Origin of the sequence: Caenibius sp. WL, from assembly GCF_019803445.1 — a bacterium.
In the GTDB taxonomy this organism is placed as follows: domain Bacteria; phylum Pseudomonadota; class Alphaproteobacteria; order Sphingomonadales; family Sphingomonadaceae; genus Caenibius.
On the sequence record NZ_CP081844.1, the window covers coordinates 936,642 to 951,515 of the forward strand.

At 65.0% G+C, this 14,874-nt stretch carries 11 protein-coding genes; 8 read left to right on the forward strand and 3 right to left on the reverse strand.

Annotated features, from left to right (window positions below; all coding sequences use genetic code 11):
• Window positions 1-3: 3 nt before the first annotated feature.
• From K5X80_RS04485 to K5X80_RS04495, 3 genes are read right to left on the reverse strand one after another with little or no spacing between them, the layout of a single operon-like run.
• Window positions 4-1,404 carry an FAD-binding oxidoreductase gene (locus K5X80_RS04485; protein WP_222559649.1) on the reverse strand — a complete coding sequence of 467 codons (1,401 nt, stop codon included), beginning with the start codon at window positions 1,402-1,404 and terminating at the stop codon, window positions 4-6.
• On the reverse strand, window positions 1,401-2,264 hold the full coding sequence (locus tag K5X80_RS04490) for an SMP-30/gluconolactonase/LRE family protein (protein WP_222559650.1): 864 nt from the start codon (window positions 2,262-2,264) through the stop codon (window positions 1,401-1,403). The genes K5X80_RS04485 and K5X80_RS04490 overlap by 4 nt, the downstream gene beginning before the upstream one ends.
• Complete coding sequence (locus K5X80_RS04495) at window positions 2,264-3,514, reverse strand: cytochrome P450 (protein ID WP_222559651.1); 1,251 nt, start codon at window positions 3,512-3,514, stop codon at window positions 2,264-2,266. The genes K5X80_RS04490 and K5X80_RS04495 overlap by 1 nt, the downstream gene beginning before the upstream one ends.
• A gap of 280 nt (window positions 3,515-3,794) precedes the next feature.
• Between K5X80_RS04495 and K5X80_RS04500 the strand changes: the two genes are divergently transcribed.
• From K5X80_RS04500 to K5X80_RS04535, 8 genes are all read left to right on the forward strand, one after another.
• Window positions 3,795-4,691 carry a helix-turn-helix transcriptional regulator gene (locus K5X80_RS04500; protein ID WP_222559652.1) on the forward strand — a complete coding sequence of 299 codons (897 nt, stop codon included), beginning with the start codon at window positions 3,795-3,797 and terminating at the stop codon, window positions 4,689-4,691.
• 124 nt (window positions 4,692-4,815) lie between these two features.
• Window positions 4,816-5,181 carry a DUF488 domain-containing protein gene (locus K5X80_RS04505; RefSeq protein ID WP_222559653.1) on the forward strand — a complete coding sequence of 122 codons (366 nt, stop codon included), beginning with the start codon at window positions 4,816-4,818 and terminating at the stop codon, window positions 5,179-5,181.
• A gap of 75 nt (window positions 5,182-5,256) precedes the next feature.
• Window positions 5,257-8,901, forward strand: a complete 3,645-nt coding sequence (putA, locus tag K5X80_RS04510; protein ID WP_222559654.1) for a trifunctional transcriptional regulator/proline dehydrogenase/L-glutamate gamma-semialdehyde dehydrogenase — start codon at window positions 5,257-5,259, stop codon at window positions 8,899-8,901.
• A gap of 81 nt (window positions 8,902-8,982) precedes the next feature.
• A complete protein-coding gene (locus tag K5X80_RS04515) occupies window positions 8,983-10,134 on the forward strand; it encodes an acyl-CoA dehydrogenase family protein (RefSeq protein WP_222559655.1) in 1,152 nt (383 codons plus the stop codon).
• 2 nt (window positions 10,135-10,136) lie between these two features.
• On the forward strand, window positions 10,137-11,738 hold the full coding sequence (locus tag K5X80_RS04520) for a carboxyl transferase domain-containing protein (protein ID WP_222559656.1): 1,602 nt from the start codon (window positions 10,137-10,139) through the stop codon (window positions 11,736-11,738).
• A gap of 5 nt (window positions 11,739-11,743) precedes the next feature.
• Window positions 11,744-13,588: an acetyl/propionyl/methylcrotonyl-CoA carboxylase subunit alpha gene (locus tag K5X80_RS04525; protein WP_222559657.1), complete on the forward strand. Its 1,845-nt coding sequence runs from the start codon at window positions 11,744-11,746 to the stop codon at window positions 13,586-13,588.
• A gap of 1 nt (window position 13,589) precedes the next feature.
• The gene (locus K5X80_RS04530) at window positions 13,590-14,042 is read left to right on the forward strand and encodes a MaoC family dehydratase (RefSeq protein ID WP_222559658.1); all 453 of its coding nucleotides are present in this window, start codon (window positions 13,590-13,592) and stop codon (window positions 14,040-14,042) included.
• On the forward strand, window positions 14,039-14,872 hold the full coding sequence (locus K5X80_RS04535) for an HpcH/HpaI aldolase/citrate lyase family protein (protein ID WP_222559659.1): 834 nt from the start codon (window positions 14,039-14,041) through the stop codon (window positions 14,870-14,872). Before K5X80_RS04530 ends, K5X80_RS04535 begins: the two co-directional genes overlap by 4 nt.
• The last annotated feature ends 2 nt before the right edge of the window (window positions 14,873-14,874 follow it).

Below are 14,874 nucleotides of genomic sequence, written 5' to 3' on the forward strand. Positions count from 1 at the left end.
CTTTCAGGCTGGAAGCATCTTGCCGGGGTTGAGGATATGGGCAGGGTCCATTGCCGCCTTGATCGCTTTCATCAGCGCCAGTTCCGCCGGGGTGCGAGTGTAGCCGATGTATGCGCGCTTGGCGGTGCCGATGCCGTGTTCGGCGGAGATCGAGCCATTGAAGCGCTGCACCGTTTCGAACACGGCGGTGTCGATGGCATGATGCGTGTCGCCATCGGCGCTGCCGGTGCCGACCATCAGATGCAGGTTGCCATCGCCGATATGGCCGTAAGTCACGAAACGTGCCTCGGGGAAGCGGGCTGTGACGCCGGCCCTGGCTGCGGCAACGAAGGCTTCCATCTCGGACACGGGGACACTGACATCGAACGCGAACAGCGGCCACATGCTGGCCATCGGGTCGTTGAGATCCTCGCGCACCGCCCATAACCGATCGCGGTCCGCGCCCGATTGGGCGATCACCGCATCGCTGGCGAGACCATCGGTGAGCACTCCGGCCAAAACTTGCTCGAACCGTTCGGCATCGCGTTCCGGTTCGGCCCCCATCGCTTCGACGAGGGCATAAAACGGTGCCCCGGAGGGCAGGGGGGCAGGCCGCTTGGCGGCATTGGCCGTGGTGATGAGAGCGTAGAAATCGTCCCACATCACTTCGAACGAGGACAGCGTGCCCGCCATTTCCCCTTCCAGCCGCCGCAACAGCCCGATCGCGTGATCGAAGCTGTCGAGCGCGAGCAGGGCCGTCTGCGTGCTTTTCGGGGCAGGGCGCAGGCGCAGCACCGCCTTGGTGACGACGCCCAACGTGCCTTCGCTGCCGATCAGCAGATGCTTGAGATCGTAGCCCGCGTTGTCCTTGATCGTCTTGTGCAGGCCTTCAAGGATCGTGCCGTCCGCCAGCACCGCTTCCAGCCCCAGCACCATGTCGCGCATCATGCCCCAGCGCAGCACGCGCACACCGCCCGCGTTGGTGGCGATATTGCCGCCGATAGTCGCCGTGCCCCGCGCACCGAGATCGAGCGGCAGGATCATCCCTTGCGCTTCGGCCCGGTCTTGCACGGTTTGCAGAACGCAGCCGGCCTCCACCGTCATCGTCATGCTGGCGGGATCGATTTCGAGGATGCGGTTCATCCGTTCGAGCGACAGGGCGATGGCATGGGGCGCGGCATCGGCCCCGCCGACCACGCCGGTGCGCCCGCCCTGCGTGGTGACGGGGATGCCGAACCGCTGGGCCGCGCTGAGCACCGCGGCTACTTCTTCCGTGCTGCCGGGGCGCACGACGAAGCCCGGGCGCGGCAACGGCTGGCCGCGCAGATCGGTGTGATAGCGCAGATCGATCGCATCGCCGGTGAAAACCTGATCCGGCCCGACCGCCTGGTTCAGTGCGGCGTGAAGATCGTCCACCCCGCTCACGGCAGGCCCGCCCCGGCGAAGCCGACATCGATGGCCTCGATCCGCGAAGCCATTTTGGCAAGGGCGGTGGTCGGCTCTTCCTGCTCTGCCGTGCAGATGTACAGGGTCTTGCGATCCGGCCCGCCGAACACGCAGGCGAACGGATTGCGGCCTTCCTCGCTCGGCACCAGATGGGTGATCGTGCCGCCATCCTCCACCCGGATGACGCCCGGGCCCCAGCAGCACGAGACCCACACCGCGCCGGTATCGTCGAGGCAGATGCCATCGGGGTAATAGCCATCGGGCAGTTGCGCGAAGACGCGCCTGTTGGACAGGCGGCCCTGTTCGTCGCGGTCGAACGCGCTGAGGCGGCAGGCGCCGCTTTCGGCGATGATGAACGTGCGGCCATCGGGGGTGAGCACCATGCCGTTGCCGCTTTCCATTCCGCCTGCTGCCTGATGGACGCTGCCATCGGGTTCCGCGCAGAGCAGCGGTGCGGCCACCGGGGCTTCTCCGCCGCGCCAGTCGAACCCGTGCTGCACGGCGTAGGCGCGGCCTTGCGGATCGACCAGCATATCGTTCAACCCGGCCTTCGCCATATGCGACAGATCTGCATGTTCGGTCAGTTGCCCGTCTTTCCAGCGCAGGATTTTCATATCGTGTACCGCTACCACCAGCAGGCTGCCATCGGGCATGAAGCCGATGCCGGAAGGGGAATCGGGCGGGGTGACCACGGTTTCCAGCGTGCCCGCGCCATCCATGGCATAGACATGGCCGCCATGGATATCGACGAACCACAGCCGCCCATCGTGCCAGCGCGGGTTTTCGGCAAAGGCGAACCCGCTGGCGACGATATCCGGTTTTTGCGTGAAAGTGTGCATCAGGCGGCGTTCCCTTGAGAATGGACGGTGATCGGCAGGCGGACCCAGCCGATCTGGAATTCGGACGTGGCGCGTTCGCCCCGCGCTTCGTCGATGGTGTAATCGGGAAAGCGGCGCAGCAGTTCTTCCACGATCAGCCGCCCTTCGAGGCGGGCGATATGGATGCCGATGCAGAAGTGCGGCCCCATGCCGAACGCGACCACGCGGCGCATCTGGCGATCCCAGTGGAACGTGTCGGGATCGGTGAACTCGCGCTCGTCCCGGTTGGCGGAGGCGGTCAGCAGCAGCACCCGTTCACCTGCGCGCATCGGCGTGCCCGCGATCACCGCATCCTGCTTCAGCGTGCGGCCGAACCATTGCGCGGGGCCGAACATACGGACCATTTCCTCGAACGTGGAGGCGGCATGGGCGGCCGGATCGGCGGCGGCGGCGGCGCGCTGATCGGGCCGGCGCCACAGTTCGCGCAAACCCCCTGCCATGACTTTGGGCAGCGATTCCGTGCCGCCGATCAGGATGCTGATGAGCTGCTGGGCGATTTCATCATCGGACAGGGGGCCGCGCCCCGGAATATCGGCGGCAATCAGCCCATCAATCATGCGCGGATCGCCGGGCACCGTGCCGCTGCGGCGCTGGATCACCAGATGCTTGATGCGGGCAGCGATTTCGCCGATCGCGGCCCAGCCGTCCTCTGTCATCCCCGGCTGATCGGGCGCCCGGGCGACGGAGCGGTTGACCAGCGCGATGGCGTCTTCGATCTCGCTCTGCGCGAAGCCGACGATATGGCATGCCGCCCCGGCCGAAACATGGCTGGCAAGATCGAGATTGATATCCAGCCGCCCGGTTTCGGCCAGCAGGTCCAGCCGTTTGCGCACCAGATCGCGCAGCATCGGTTCCATCTTTCCCACCGCGCCGGGCAGCAGCGATGCGCCCATGGCCCGTCGGACCAGCCCGTGCACTGGCGGATCGAGATTGTTGAACAGGTCGAGCGGGACGAGCTTGGGTTCGGGCACCGTTTTGCCTGCGGGCGCGGTCAACAGTTCGCGCGGGAACACCTGCCCTTCGGCTTCGGTGAACCGCTCCCGGTCGAGGAAGACGTTCCACACGTCCTCGAACCGGGACAGGGCCCAGGCCCGGTATTGCGGCAGGGGATAGACCGGATGATCCGCACGCAACCGGCGGTAGAACGGCTCCGGGTCCGCCATCGCCTCGGGCGAGAACGGGTCGTAGCGAAAGGCCGGTTCAGCGCCCATGGCGGGCTGCTCTCATCAATGCGCGGGATAAGGCAGGCCGCATGGGCGAAAGACGATCCTCTCCAAGAAATGGTGCTGGTCCTTTTGCCCATTACGGACAAGACTTCTGGTGAGGAGGCTATGCGGCCACCGGAGTGTTGAAAAGGGCAAAGGCTTTTCCAAAACGCACAAGCTTTCGAAAACCAACATTTTCGGATTGCCGCCGGGCGGCTTGGCATCCGGGCCATGTTTGCCTAATCCCCGGTGGGAGAGAGGCAGGCGAAAACAAGGGAAAGCGCCGATGCGCGAGGAAATAGCGGCCGGACAGGCATCTGCGGGGCGCGTGCGCGATTATCAGATCGATGCGATGTTCGCGATGCCGGGCGTCAATTTGCAACTGCGCACCTACCATCACGAAGCGCCAAGCGAAGGGGGCAAGGCGCGGGCCGATCATGTCCTCTCCGTCAGTCTCAGCGGGCGGCCGCGCGGTTCCACCGGGCGTTATATCCATGACCGGCGGGAAACGCGGCCCTTCCATTTCGGCAATATCACGTTCGTGCCGGGCGGCGTGCCGATCATGGGCTGGGGGCCGGGCGGTTTGCAGCAGACGCTGTCCTGCCGCCTCGATTACGGCGCATTCGCCGATCTGGCCCTGTTCGAACAGGGGCTGTCCGAGGATCGGTTGCTGGCCTGCGGCGATATCCGCGCGCCGCAGATGGAAGAGATGATGCGCCGCCTTGCGCACGAATTGCGCTCGCCCGGCTTCGCGCGCGAAACGATGATCGATCTGCTGGTGCGTGCGGCGATCGTCGATGTGGTGCGCCATGTGCGGCAGGATGGCGAAGGGCGGCGGCACCATTCCGGGGGGCTTTCCCCCGTGCAGCTGCGGCGATTGACCGACTATATCGCCAGCTCGCTCGATCGCAGCCCGACGATTGCGGAACTGGCGCAGGTCTGCGGCATCAGCGCCGGGCACCTGATGCGCAGTTTCCGCCAGTCGACCGGCGAGACGATCCACGCCCATGTGCAACGAACCCGTATCGAACGCGCGCAGGCGCTGCTGGCGAAACCGGACCGCTCGATCAAGGAAATTGCCCACCTGCTCGGCTTTGCCACGCCCAGCAGCTTTGCCGTCGCATTCCGCAAGGCGCGTGGGCAAAGCCCCACCGGGTTCCGGCGGCAGGTCCTCAGGGGGTGATCTGCCCACCGCTCGAAGGGGATGCGGATATTTGCTATAGTGGCGGGACTCAGCGCCATGCCCACCGGTTTCGGCCTGCGGCCTGCGGCGGCGCGAAGCCCGCGTTTGCGCAGGAGATGCCCGTATGATCACATCCGTCCCTTCTGCGAACCTGCGTTTGAAGCGCGCATACGAACCGGCCGAACCGGGCGATGGCGTGCGGATTCTGGTCGACCGCCTGTGGCCGCGCGGCGTGAGCAAGGAGGAGGCCGCGCTCGACGACTGGATGAAGGATATCGCGCCGAGCACCGAACTGCGGCAATGGTTCGGCCACGATCCGGGGCGCTGGGCGGAATTCCAGCGCCGCTATCGGGCGGAACTGCGGCAACATGGCCCGGATCTCGACCGCATCCGCGATCTGGCCGCGACGCAGACGGTCACTCTCGTCTATGCCGCCCGTGACGAGGAGCATAACGACGCTGTCGTGCTGCGGGACGTATTGCTGGCATGAACGGGCGGTGGGCAGGATGATGCGGCGTTTCAAGTTCAGCCGGAACGGATGCGCCAGCCGCGCTATCCTGCCGGGATGAGCGAACCCCTTTTTTACGCATTCGCCCCGCCGGTCCGCGCACCAACATCGCTGCGCCGCGCGATCACCGCCGCTTATCGCAGGCCGGAAATGGAATGCGTGCTGCCGCTGCTGGAACAGGCGGCGCTGCCGGCGGATATGGCGGCTGCTGTGCGCGTCACTGCTCGCCGGCTTGTCACAGCGCTGCGGGCGAAGCGGGGCGGGAACGGTGTCGAAAGCCTGATGCAGGAATTCGCGCTGTCGAGCGAGGAAGGTGTGGCGTTGATGTGCCTTGCCGAAGCGCTGCTCCGCATTCCGGACACGGATACCCGCGATGCCCTGATCCGCGACAAGATCGCGCAGGGGGACTGGAAAGCGCACATCGGCGGCGGGCGATCGCTGTTCGTCCATGCTGCGACCTGGGGGCTGATCGTCACGGGCAGACTGCTCGACAGTGTCAACGACCGGGGGCTTTCCGCCGCCTTGAGCCGCCTGATCGCGCGCGCGGGCGAACCGGTGATCCGCGGCGCGGTCGATCTGGCGATGCGCACGATGGGAGAACGTTTCGTAGTCGGCGAAACCATCGATGAAGCGCTCGACCGGGCCCGTGCGATGGAGGCCAAAGGGTTCGCCTACAGCTACGACATGCTGGGCGAAGCGGCGGTGACGGCGGCGGACGCGGCGCGTTATTACCGGGACTATGAACGCGCGATCCATGCGATCGGCAAAGTCGCGGCGGGACGCGGGATTTACGCAGAGCCGGGCATTTCGATCAAGTTGTCCGCGCTGCATCCGCGCTATGCGCGCAGTCAGGCGGACCGGGTGATGGGTGAACTGCTGCCCCAAGTCGCCGCATTGGCCGCTCTTGCCCGATCATACGGCATCGGGTTCAACATCGATGCCGAGGAAGCGGACCGGTTGGAGCTTTCGCTCGACCTGTTCGAAAGCCTGGCCTCAGATTCCGGCCTTGCAGGATGGGATGGGCTCGGTTTCGTGGTGCAGGCTTATGGCAAGCGTTGCCCGTTCGTGATCGACTGGATCATCGATCTGGCGCGGCGGGCCGGGCGGCGGATCATGGTGCGGCTGGTCAAGGGCGCCTATTGGGATGCCGAAATCAAGCGCGCGCAGCTGGACGGGCTCGCGGATTTCCCGGTCTATACCCGCAAGGTGTATACCGATGTTGGCTATATCGCCTGCGCGCGGAAATTGCTGGCTGCGAACGATGCGGTGTTTCCGCAATTCGCAACGCATAATGCGCAGACATTGGCGAGTATCTATCACATGGCCGGCCCGGATTTCGCCATCGGGGATTATGAATTCCAGTGCCTCCATGGCATGGGGGAAGCCTTGTACGAGGAAGTGGTCGGCCCGGCGAAGCTGGCGCGGCCCTGCCGCATTTATGCACCGGTGGGCACGCATGAGAACCTGTTGGCCTATCTCGTGCGGCGCTTGCTTGAAAACGGGGCCAATTCATCCTTCATCCACCGCATCGGCGATCCGGACGTACCGGTGGCGGACCTGATTGCCGACCCTGTCGCATACGTGCGGGCAATGGTCATGCCGGGCAGCGGGCATGAGCGGATCGCTCTCCCGCCCCAACTCTTTCCCGACCGGCGCAATTCGGCCGGGCTGGACCTGACGGACGAAAGCGTGCTGGCCGGTCTGAGCGCCATTCTGGCCGAGAGCGCGAAGTCCGGCTGGCACGCGGAATCGCAGATTGCCGGTCTTGAAGTGCAGCGCCCTACACATGCCATCTGCAACCCGGCCGATCGCAACGATCGTGTCGGCACCGTGGCGTTTGCAGAAGCGGACGATGCCCGGCATGTGGCCCGCGTGGCAGCGGTGGCGGCGCAGGGTTGGCGCGCTGTTCCGGTGGAGGAGCGCGCCGCGATGCTGGAGCGGGCGGCCGATGCGATGCAGGCGCGGATGCCGGTGCTTCTGGGCCTGATCGTGCGTGAAGCGGGCAAATCTCTGCCCGATGCGATTGGCGAAGTGCGGGAAACGGTCGATTTCCTGCGCTATTATGCGGCGCAGGCCCGGGCGGGGCTGACCGGGGCGGACAGGCCGCTGGGGCCGGTGGTGTGCATCAGTCCATGGAATTTCCCGTTGTCGATCTTCACCGGGCAAGTTGCGGCGGCGCTGGTGGTGGGCAATCCGGTGCTGGCCAAACCGGCCGAGCAAACGCCGCTCGTTGCGGCCGAAGGCGTGCGTCTGCTGTATGAAGCCGGGGTGCCACGAGACGTGCTGCAACTGCTATGCGGGGAAGGCGCCATCGGTGCGGAACTGGTTGCGGCGGCGGATGTGGCGGGGGTGATCTTTACCGGATCGACCGAAGTCGCCCGGTCGATCCAGCGGCAGTTGGCCGGGCGTCTGTCACCTGCGGGCCTGCCGATCCCGCTGGTTGCCGAAACGGGCGGCCTGAATGCAATGATCGTCGACAGTTCGGCATTGGCGGAACAGGTCGTGGCCGATGTGGTCGCATCGGCGTTCAACAGCGCCGGGCAGCGGTGTTCCGCCCTCCGCATCCTGTGTCTGCAGGAGGATATCGCCGAACGCACGCTGGCGATGCTCAAAGGTGCGATGAAGGAACTGCGTGTGGGCCGTCCCGACCGGCTGGCGGTCGATGTCGGCCCGGTGATCGATGCCGAGGCGAAGGAGGCTATCGAGACCCATATCGCCGCCATGCGCGCGCGCGGATACCGGGTGACGCAACAGGAACTGCCGCCGGAAACACGCGCCGGGACATTCGTGCCGCCGACACTGATCGAACTGGATGCGGTGGGCGATCTGGAACGCGAAGTGTTCGGGCCGGTCCTCCATGTCGTGCGTTACCGGCGCGAGGCGCTCGATAGTGTCATCGCGGCGATCAATGCCAGCGGCTATGGCCTGACGTTTGGCCTGCACACCCGCATCGATGGAATCGCCACCCATGTCACGCAGCGGGTGAAAGCGGGCAATATCTACGTCAATCGCAACGTGATCGGGGCGGTCGTCGGCATGCAGCCGTTCGGTGGGCGCGGGCTTTCCGGCACCGGACCGAAAGCGGGTGGGCCGCTCTATCTGCGGCGGCTGGTGCAACCGTCCACCGATGTAGCCGTGCCGCCCATCGCGATGCCCGACCGGGCCGCGGATGATCTGGCCGCATGGCTCGACAGGGCGGGCGAACAGGCCATGGCGCAGGTCGTGCGGGCCATCGGCGCGGCATCCCCGCTCGGCATGCGGTGCGACCTGCCCGGTCCGGTGGGGGAACGCAATGTCTATAGCCTGCGACCGCGCGGTACTATCCTGCTGCGGCCCATCACCCGCCATGGCCTGTTCCACCAGTTGGCGGCAACGTTCGCCACCGGAAACGAGGCCTGTGTGGAGGCGGGCGAGAGTTTGCTGGCCACTGTCGCGGAACTGCCTGCCAGTGCGCGCCAGCGCCTCGTGGCGGGTGCACATGATGTTGCGGCAGTGCTGGCCGAAGGGGAAAGGCACGCGATCGTCGCCACGTTGCAGGATATCGCTGCCTGGCCCGGCGGGGTGATTCCCGTCTATGCGGCACCGCCCGCACGCATGTTGTCGCCCGCCGCCTATCCCTTGCACGGGCTGGTCGAGGAATTGGCGATCTCGACGAACACGACGGCCTCCGGCGGGAACGCCAGCCTGATTGCGATGGATTGATGGGGAGGCGGTCCCGGCCAAAATCCAGTTATGCTTGAGCGCCCTAGGCCCCTATAACGTGTGTGGAGAAGGAGCAGGGCAATGACCGAGTTCGATTTCGGCCTGGGCGAAACGGCGGATGCGATCCGCGAGACGACAGCCCGCTTTGCGCAGGACCGGATCGCCCCTCTGGCGGCAAGGATCGATGAGGAGGATTGGTTCCCGCGCGAGTTGTGGCCTGCCATGGGCGAATTGGGGCTGCATGGCATCACGGTGGAGGAAGAATTCGGCGGCCTCGGCCTCGGCTATCTCGAACATGTGATCGCGCAGGAGGAAATCGCCCGGGCTTCGGCCTCCATCGGCCTCTCCTACGGTGCGCATTCCAATCTGTGCGTCAACCAGATCCGCCGCTGGGGCACGCCGGAGCAGAAAATGCAGTATCTGCCGGGGCTGATCGCGGGCGCGCAGGTCGGCAGCTTGGCGATGTCCGAAACCGGGGCCGGATCGGACGTGGTCTCGATGAAATTGCGGGCGGACAAGGTTGCGGGCGGATACCGCCTCAACGGCACCAAATTCTGGATCACCAATGCGCCTTATGCCGATACGCTGGTGGTTTATGCCAAGACCGCGCCGGACGCCGGGGCAGAGGGCATTACCGCATTTCTGATTGAAAAGCGCTTCACCGGGTTTTCCATTGGTCAGAAGATCGCGAAGATGGGCATGCGCGGTTCGCCCACCGCGGAACTGGTGTTCGACGATTGTTTCGTGCCGGATGAAAACATTCTCGGTCCACTCGGCGGCGGCGTGAAAGTTCTGATGAGCGGGCTGGACTACGAACGCGTGGTGCTTTCCGGCATCCAGACGGGTATCATGCAGGCCTGTCTGGATGCCGTTTTGCCCTATGTGCGTGAGCGTAGGCAATTCGGCGCGGCTATCGGCACATTCCAGCTCATGCAGGCGAAAGTGGCGGATATGGCCGTCGCGCTCAATTCCGCCCGCGCCTATGTCTATGCCGTAGCCCGCGCCTGCGATGCGGGGAAAGTCACCCGCTCTGACGCGGCGGGCGCGATCCTTCTGGCCAGCGAAAACGCGGTGAAAGTCGCGCTGGAAGCGGTGCAGGCGCTGGGCGGGGCCGGTTACACGAAGGAATGGCCGGTCGAACGCTATCTGCGCGATGCCAAGCTGCTCGATATCGGGGCGGGAACCAACGAAATCCGCCGAATGCTGATCGGCCGCGAACTGATCGGGGCCTGAGTATGAGCGCGCCTGTCCTGTCCACCAATCTCAATCCTGACAGCCCCGAAGCGCAAGCCCGTGCCGCCCACAACCGCGCCTTGGCTGAGGAACTGCGTACACGTGTGGCCGCAGCGGGGCTGGGCGGCAACGAACGGGCGCGGGCAAGGCATGTGGCGCGCGGCAAACTGCTCCCCCGCGAACGGGTGGAGCGGTTGCTCGACCCCGGATCACCGTTTCTGGAGATCGGCCAGCTTGCCGCCAACGGAATGTACGATGGCGAAGTGCCGGGTGCCGGAATCATTACTGGCCTGGGCCAGGTTTCCGGCCGCCGCTGCATGATTTTCGCCAACGATGCCACGGTGAAAGGCGGCACCTATTTCCCGATGACGGTGAAGAAGCATCTGCGCGCGCAGGAAATCGCGCAGGAAAACCGCTTGCCCTGCATCTATCTCGTCGACAGCGGCGGGGCGAACCTGCCCAATCAGGCAGAAGTCTTTCCCGACCGCGATCATTTCGGCCGGTTCTTCTACAATCAGGCAAACATGTCGGCGCGCGGCATTCCGCAGATCGCCAGTGTCATGGGCAGTTGCACCGCAGGCGGCGCCTATGTGCCCGCGATGTCGGACGAGACGGTGATCGTGAAGGAACAGGGCACGATTTTCCTGGCCGGGCCGCCGCTGGTGCAGGCGGCGACCGGCGAAGTGATTTCGGCGGAGGATCTGGGCGGGGGCGATCTCCATGCGCGCAAGTCCGGCGTGGCCGATCATCTGGCCGATAACGACGAGCATGCGCTGACTCTCGTCCGCGATATCGTCAGCCATCTCGGCGCGCCGGGGGATGCGGGCATTGCCCGCCGCGAACCGCGCCCGCCCAAGTACGATCCGCAAGACCTCTACGCGATTATCCCAAAGGATGTTCGCGCGCCCTACGATGTGCACGAAGTCATCGCCCGGTTTGTCGATGGCAGCGAGTTCCACGAATTCAAGCCGCTTTACGGCAACACGCTGGTGTGCGGTTTCGCGCATATCTGGGGCATTCCCGTGGCGATACTGGCCAACAACGGGGTGCTGTTTTCGGAAAGCGCGCTGAAAGGGGGGCATTTTATCGAACTGGCGTGCCAGCGCCGGGCTCCGCTGCTGTTCCTGCAGAATATTTCCGGTTTCATGGTCGGCGGCAAATACGAAGCCGAAGGGATCGCCAAGCACGGGGCCAAGCTGGTGACGGCGGTGGCGACGGCAACTGTGCCCAAAGTCACTGTGATTATCGGTGGCTCGTTCGGCGCGGGCAATTACGGGATGAGTGGCCGGGCCTATCAGCCGCGTTTCCTGTTCACCTGGCCCAATGCGCGCATTTCGGTGATGGGGGGCGAACAGGCGGCAGCGGTCCTCGCCGCCGTCCACCGCGATGCCGCAACCTGGACGCCGGAAGAAGCGGAAAACTTCAAGGCGGACATCCGCCAGAAGTACGAGGATGAAGGCAATCCCTACTACGCCACCGCGCGGCTGTGGGATGATGGGGTGATCGATCCGGCCCAGACGCGCGATGTGCTGGGTCTGGCGCTGGAAGCCTGCCTTGAAACGCCGATTCCCGAACGCCCCGCGTTCGGCGTGTTCCGGATGTGATGGCGATGATCCGTTCGCTTCTCATTGCCAATCGCGGCGAAATCGCTTGCCGCATCATCCGCACCGCCCGGCGCATGGGCATTCGCACCATTGCCGTCTATTCCGATGCGGATGCCGATGCGCTCCATGTCCGTTCGGCCGATGAGGCGGCATATATCGGCGCGTCACCGGTAAGCGAATCCTATCTCGCGGGCGCAAAGATCCTTGCTGCGGCAAAACGGGCCGGGGCGGAAGCGGTCCATCCCGGTTATGGCTTTCTCTCGGAAAACGCGGGCTTCGCTCAGGCTGTGCTCGACGCCGGTTTGATCTGGGTCGGCCCCAAACCTGCGGCGATCACTGCGATGGGGCTGAAGGATGCGGCCAAGCGGCTGATGCAGGATGCCGGGGTGCCGATCACGCCCGGCTACTTCGGCACAAATCAGGAGCCCGGCTTTCTCGCGAACGAAGCGGCGAAGCTGGGTTATCCGGTGCTGATAAAGGCGGTTGCCGGCGGCGGCGGCAAGGGCATGCGGTTGGTGGAACGGCCGGACGATTTCGCCGATGCGCTTGGCTCCTGCCAGCGGGAGGCGCTGGCCGCATTCGGCAATGCCGATGTGCTGATCGAGAAATACATCCTCTCGCCGCGCCACATCGAAGTGCAGATATTCGGCGATAGCCACGGCAATGTCGTCCACTTGTTCGAGCGCGATTGTTCGCTTCAGCGCCGCCATCAGAAAGTGATCGAGGAAGCCCCCGCACCGGGCATGGATGCGGCCACGCGCGAGGCGGTCTGTGCCGCGGCCGTGCGGGCGGCGAAAGCGGTGGGCTATCAGGATGCGGGGACGATCGAATTCATTGCCGACGGATCGGAAGGTCTGCGGTCCGATCGTATCTGGTTCATGGAAATGAACACCCGGCTTCAGGTCGAACACCCGGTGACGGAAGCCATCACTGGGCAGGATCTGGTGGAATGGCAGCTTCGCGTCGCCAGCGGCGAGCCTCTGCCGAAAGCGCTGGGCGATCTGACGATTGACGGCTGGGCGATGGAAGCGCGCCTCTATGCCGAAGATCCGGTCAAGGGCTTCCTGCCCAGCACCGGGCGGATCGATGTCCTGCGCTTCGGTTCCGCCGAAGGCGGGCGGATCGACACTGGTGTGGCCGAGAAGGCGACAGTCTCACCCTTCTACGATCCGATGATCGCCAAGGTCATCGCCCACGGCGCCACGCGGGAGCAGGCGAGGGTGCGGCTCAGCGCAATGCTGGAGGATACCGCCGTCTGGCCGGTCAGGACCAACGCGGCGTTTCTGGTGAATGCCCTGGCCCATCCCGATTTTGTTGCCGGGCAGATGGATACGGGTCTGATCGGCCGGGACGGTGATAGGCTGGCCCAGCCCCCGATTCCATCTGGCGCGGTGCTGGCCGATGCGGCGGCGAACCTTGTGGCCCGGAGCCTGGCTCCGGGCTTCCGCCTTAATGCGCAGCCGTGCCGTAGCGGGCGTTTCCTGCTGGACAACGAGGCGGTCGAGATCGCGTTGACCGTCGATGGCTTGGCTCATCCGCAGGACTTCACGCTTGTTGCCGAGAAAGGGCAGGTCTGGCTGTTGCAGCCGTGGCGTATGGACAGTGCGCATGGCGCGGCAGTGGGGGACGGAGCGATTCTCGCGCCGATGCCAGGCAGAGTGATCGCGGTCGATGTCCGCCAGGGGCAGGACGTGTCCAAGGGGCAGAAGCTGCTGACGCTGGAAGCGATGAAGATGGAACACACTTTGACTGCGCCGTTCGATGGTGTCGTAACCCAGCTCGAAGTTGCGGCGGGGGCGCAGGTGCAGGTGGAAACCTTGCTGGCGCGGATCGAAGAGAAGGAACGCTGAGATGGCCGGACGCTATTTCGACGAATGGACAGTGGGGGATACGATCACCCATCAGCCCAGCCGTACGGTCACCGAAACGGACAATCTGCTGTTTTCGGCGATGACTCACAACACCCAACCGCTCCACCTCGATGCCGAAGCGGCCAAGGCCAGCGAGTTCGGCCAGATTCTGGTCAATTCGACATTCACTTTCAGCCTCGCGGTCGGCCTGTCGATTGCCGACACCACGGTGGGCACGCTCGTCGCCAATCTCGGTTTCGACAAGGTGGTGACACCCAGGCCGACCTTTATCGGCGACACGCTGACCTGCACGACTACGGTCGTGGATATGCGCCAATCGCAGTCGCGGCCGGGGCAGGGAATTGTCGTGTTCCAGCATCAATTGACCAATCAGCGGGGCGAAGTGGCGCTTTCGATGCTGCGGACGGTGCTGTTGAAGCAGCGCCCGGCATGAGATTGCGGTCGCTGCTGTTCGTGCCGGGGGATCGCCCGGACCGGTTCGAAAAAGCCGCAGTCAGCGGCGCGGACGCGCTGATTGTCGATCTTGAGGATTCCGTCGCCCCCGAAGCGAAGCCCGCCGCGCGCCAAGCTGTCGCAGACTGGCTCAAGGCTCGGCCCGAAATCCCGGTGTTCGTCCGGATCAACCCGCTCGACAGCACGTTCGTGCGTGGCGATCTCGATGCGATCCTGCCGCATCGCCCCTATGGGATCGTTCTGCCCAAGGCGGAAGGGGCGGCGGATATCGCGCGGCTGGATACGCTGATGAGTGGGGCGGCCCTGCCGATCCTGCCGATCGCCACGGAAACCCCGGCCGCCGTGTTCGAGCTGGGCAGCTTTCGTGCTGTCGGCCCACGTCTTGCCGGGCTGACCTGGGGGGCGGAGGATTTGCCGGCCGCCATCGGCGCATCGTGCGCGCGGGAAGACGATGGCGGTTACACCGATCCTTACCGGATGGTCCGTTCGCTCGCGCTTTTTGCCGCGCATGCGGCGGGCGTACCGGCGATCGAAACGGTCTATCCGGATATTCGGGACGAAGCGGGGCTGGCCGCCTATGCCGCGCGCGGCAGGCGCGATGGTTTCGCGGGGATGATGGCGCTTCATCCGGCACAGGTGCCGATCATCAACGCGGGCTTCGCGCCCACGCCCGAGGAAATCGCCCATGCCCGGGCCGTGGTGGAGGCGTTTGCGGCCAATCCCGACGCGGGTGTGCTCCAAGTGGATGGCCGGATGGTCGACCGGCCGCATCTGGAAAGCGCCAGGGATATACTGGCAAGACAGACCTAAGA

Excerpts from the sequence above, each read along its gene's own strand:
- K5X80_RS04490 (WP_222559650.1), bottom strand. The coding sequence starts at position 2,264 with ATGCACACTTTCACGCAAAAACCGGATATCGTCGCCAGCGGGTTCGCC.
- K5X80_RS04495 (WP_222559651.1), bottom strand. The coding sequence starts at position 3,514 with ATGGGCGCTGAACCGGCCTTTCGCTACGACCCGTTCTCGCCCGAGGCG.
- K5X80_RS04500 (WP_222559652.1), top strand. The coding sequence starts at position 3,795 with ATGCGCGAGGAAATAGCGGCCGGACAGGCATCTGCGGGGCGCGTGCGC.
- K5X80_RS04505 (WP_222559653.1), top strand. The coding sequence starts at position 4,816 with ATGATCACATCCGTCCCTTCTGCGAACCTGCGTTTGAAGCGCGCATAC.
- putA (WP_222559654.1), top strand. The coding sequence starts at position 5,257 with ATGAGCGAACCCCTTTTTTACGCATTCGCCCCGCCGGTCCGCGCACCA.
- K5X80_RS04515 (WP_222559655.1), top strand. The coding sequence starts at position 8,983 with ATGACCGAGTTCGATTTCGGCCTGGGCGAAACGGCGGATGCGATCCGC.
- K5X80_RS04520 (WP_222559656.1), top strand. The coding sequence starts at position 10,137 with ATGAGCGCGCCTGTCCTGTCCACCAATCTCAATCCTGACAGCCCCGAA.
- K5X80_RS04525 (WP_222559657.1), top strand. The coding sequence starts at position 11,744 with ATGATCCGTTCGCTTCTCATTGCCAATCGCGGCGAAATCGCTTGCCGC.
- K5X80_RS04530 (WP_222559658.1), top strand. The coding sequence starts at position 13,590 with ATGGCCGGACGCTATTTCGACGAATGGACAGTGGGGGATACGATCACC.
- K5X80_RS04535 (WP_222559659.1), top strand. The coding sequence starts at position 14,039 with ATGAGATTGCGGTCGCTGCTGTTCGTGCCGGGGGATCGCCCGGACCGG.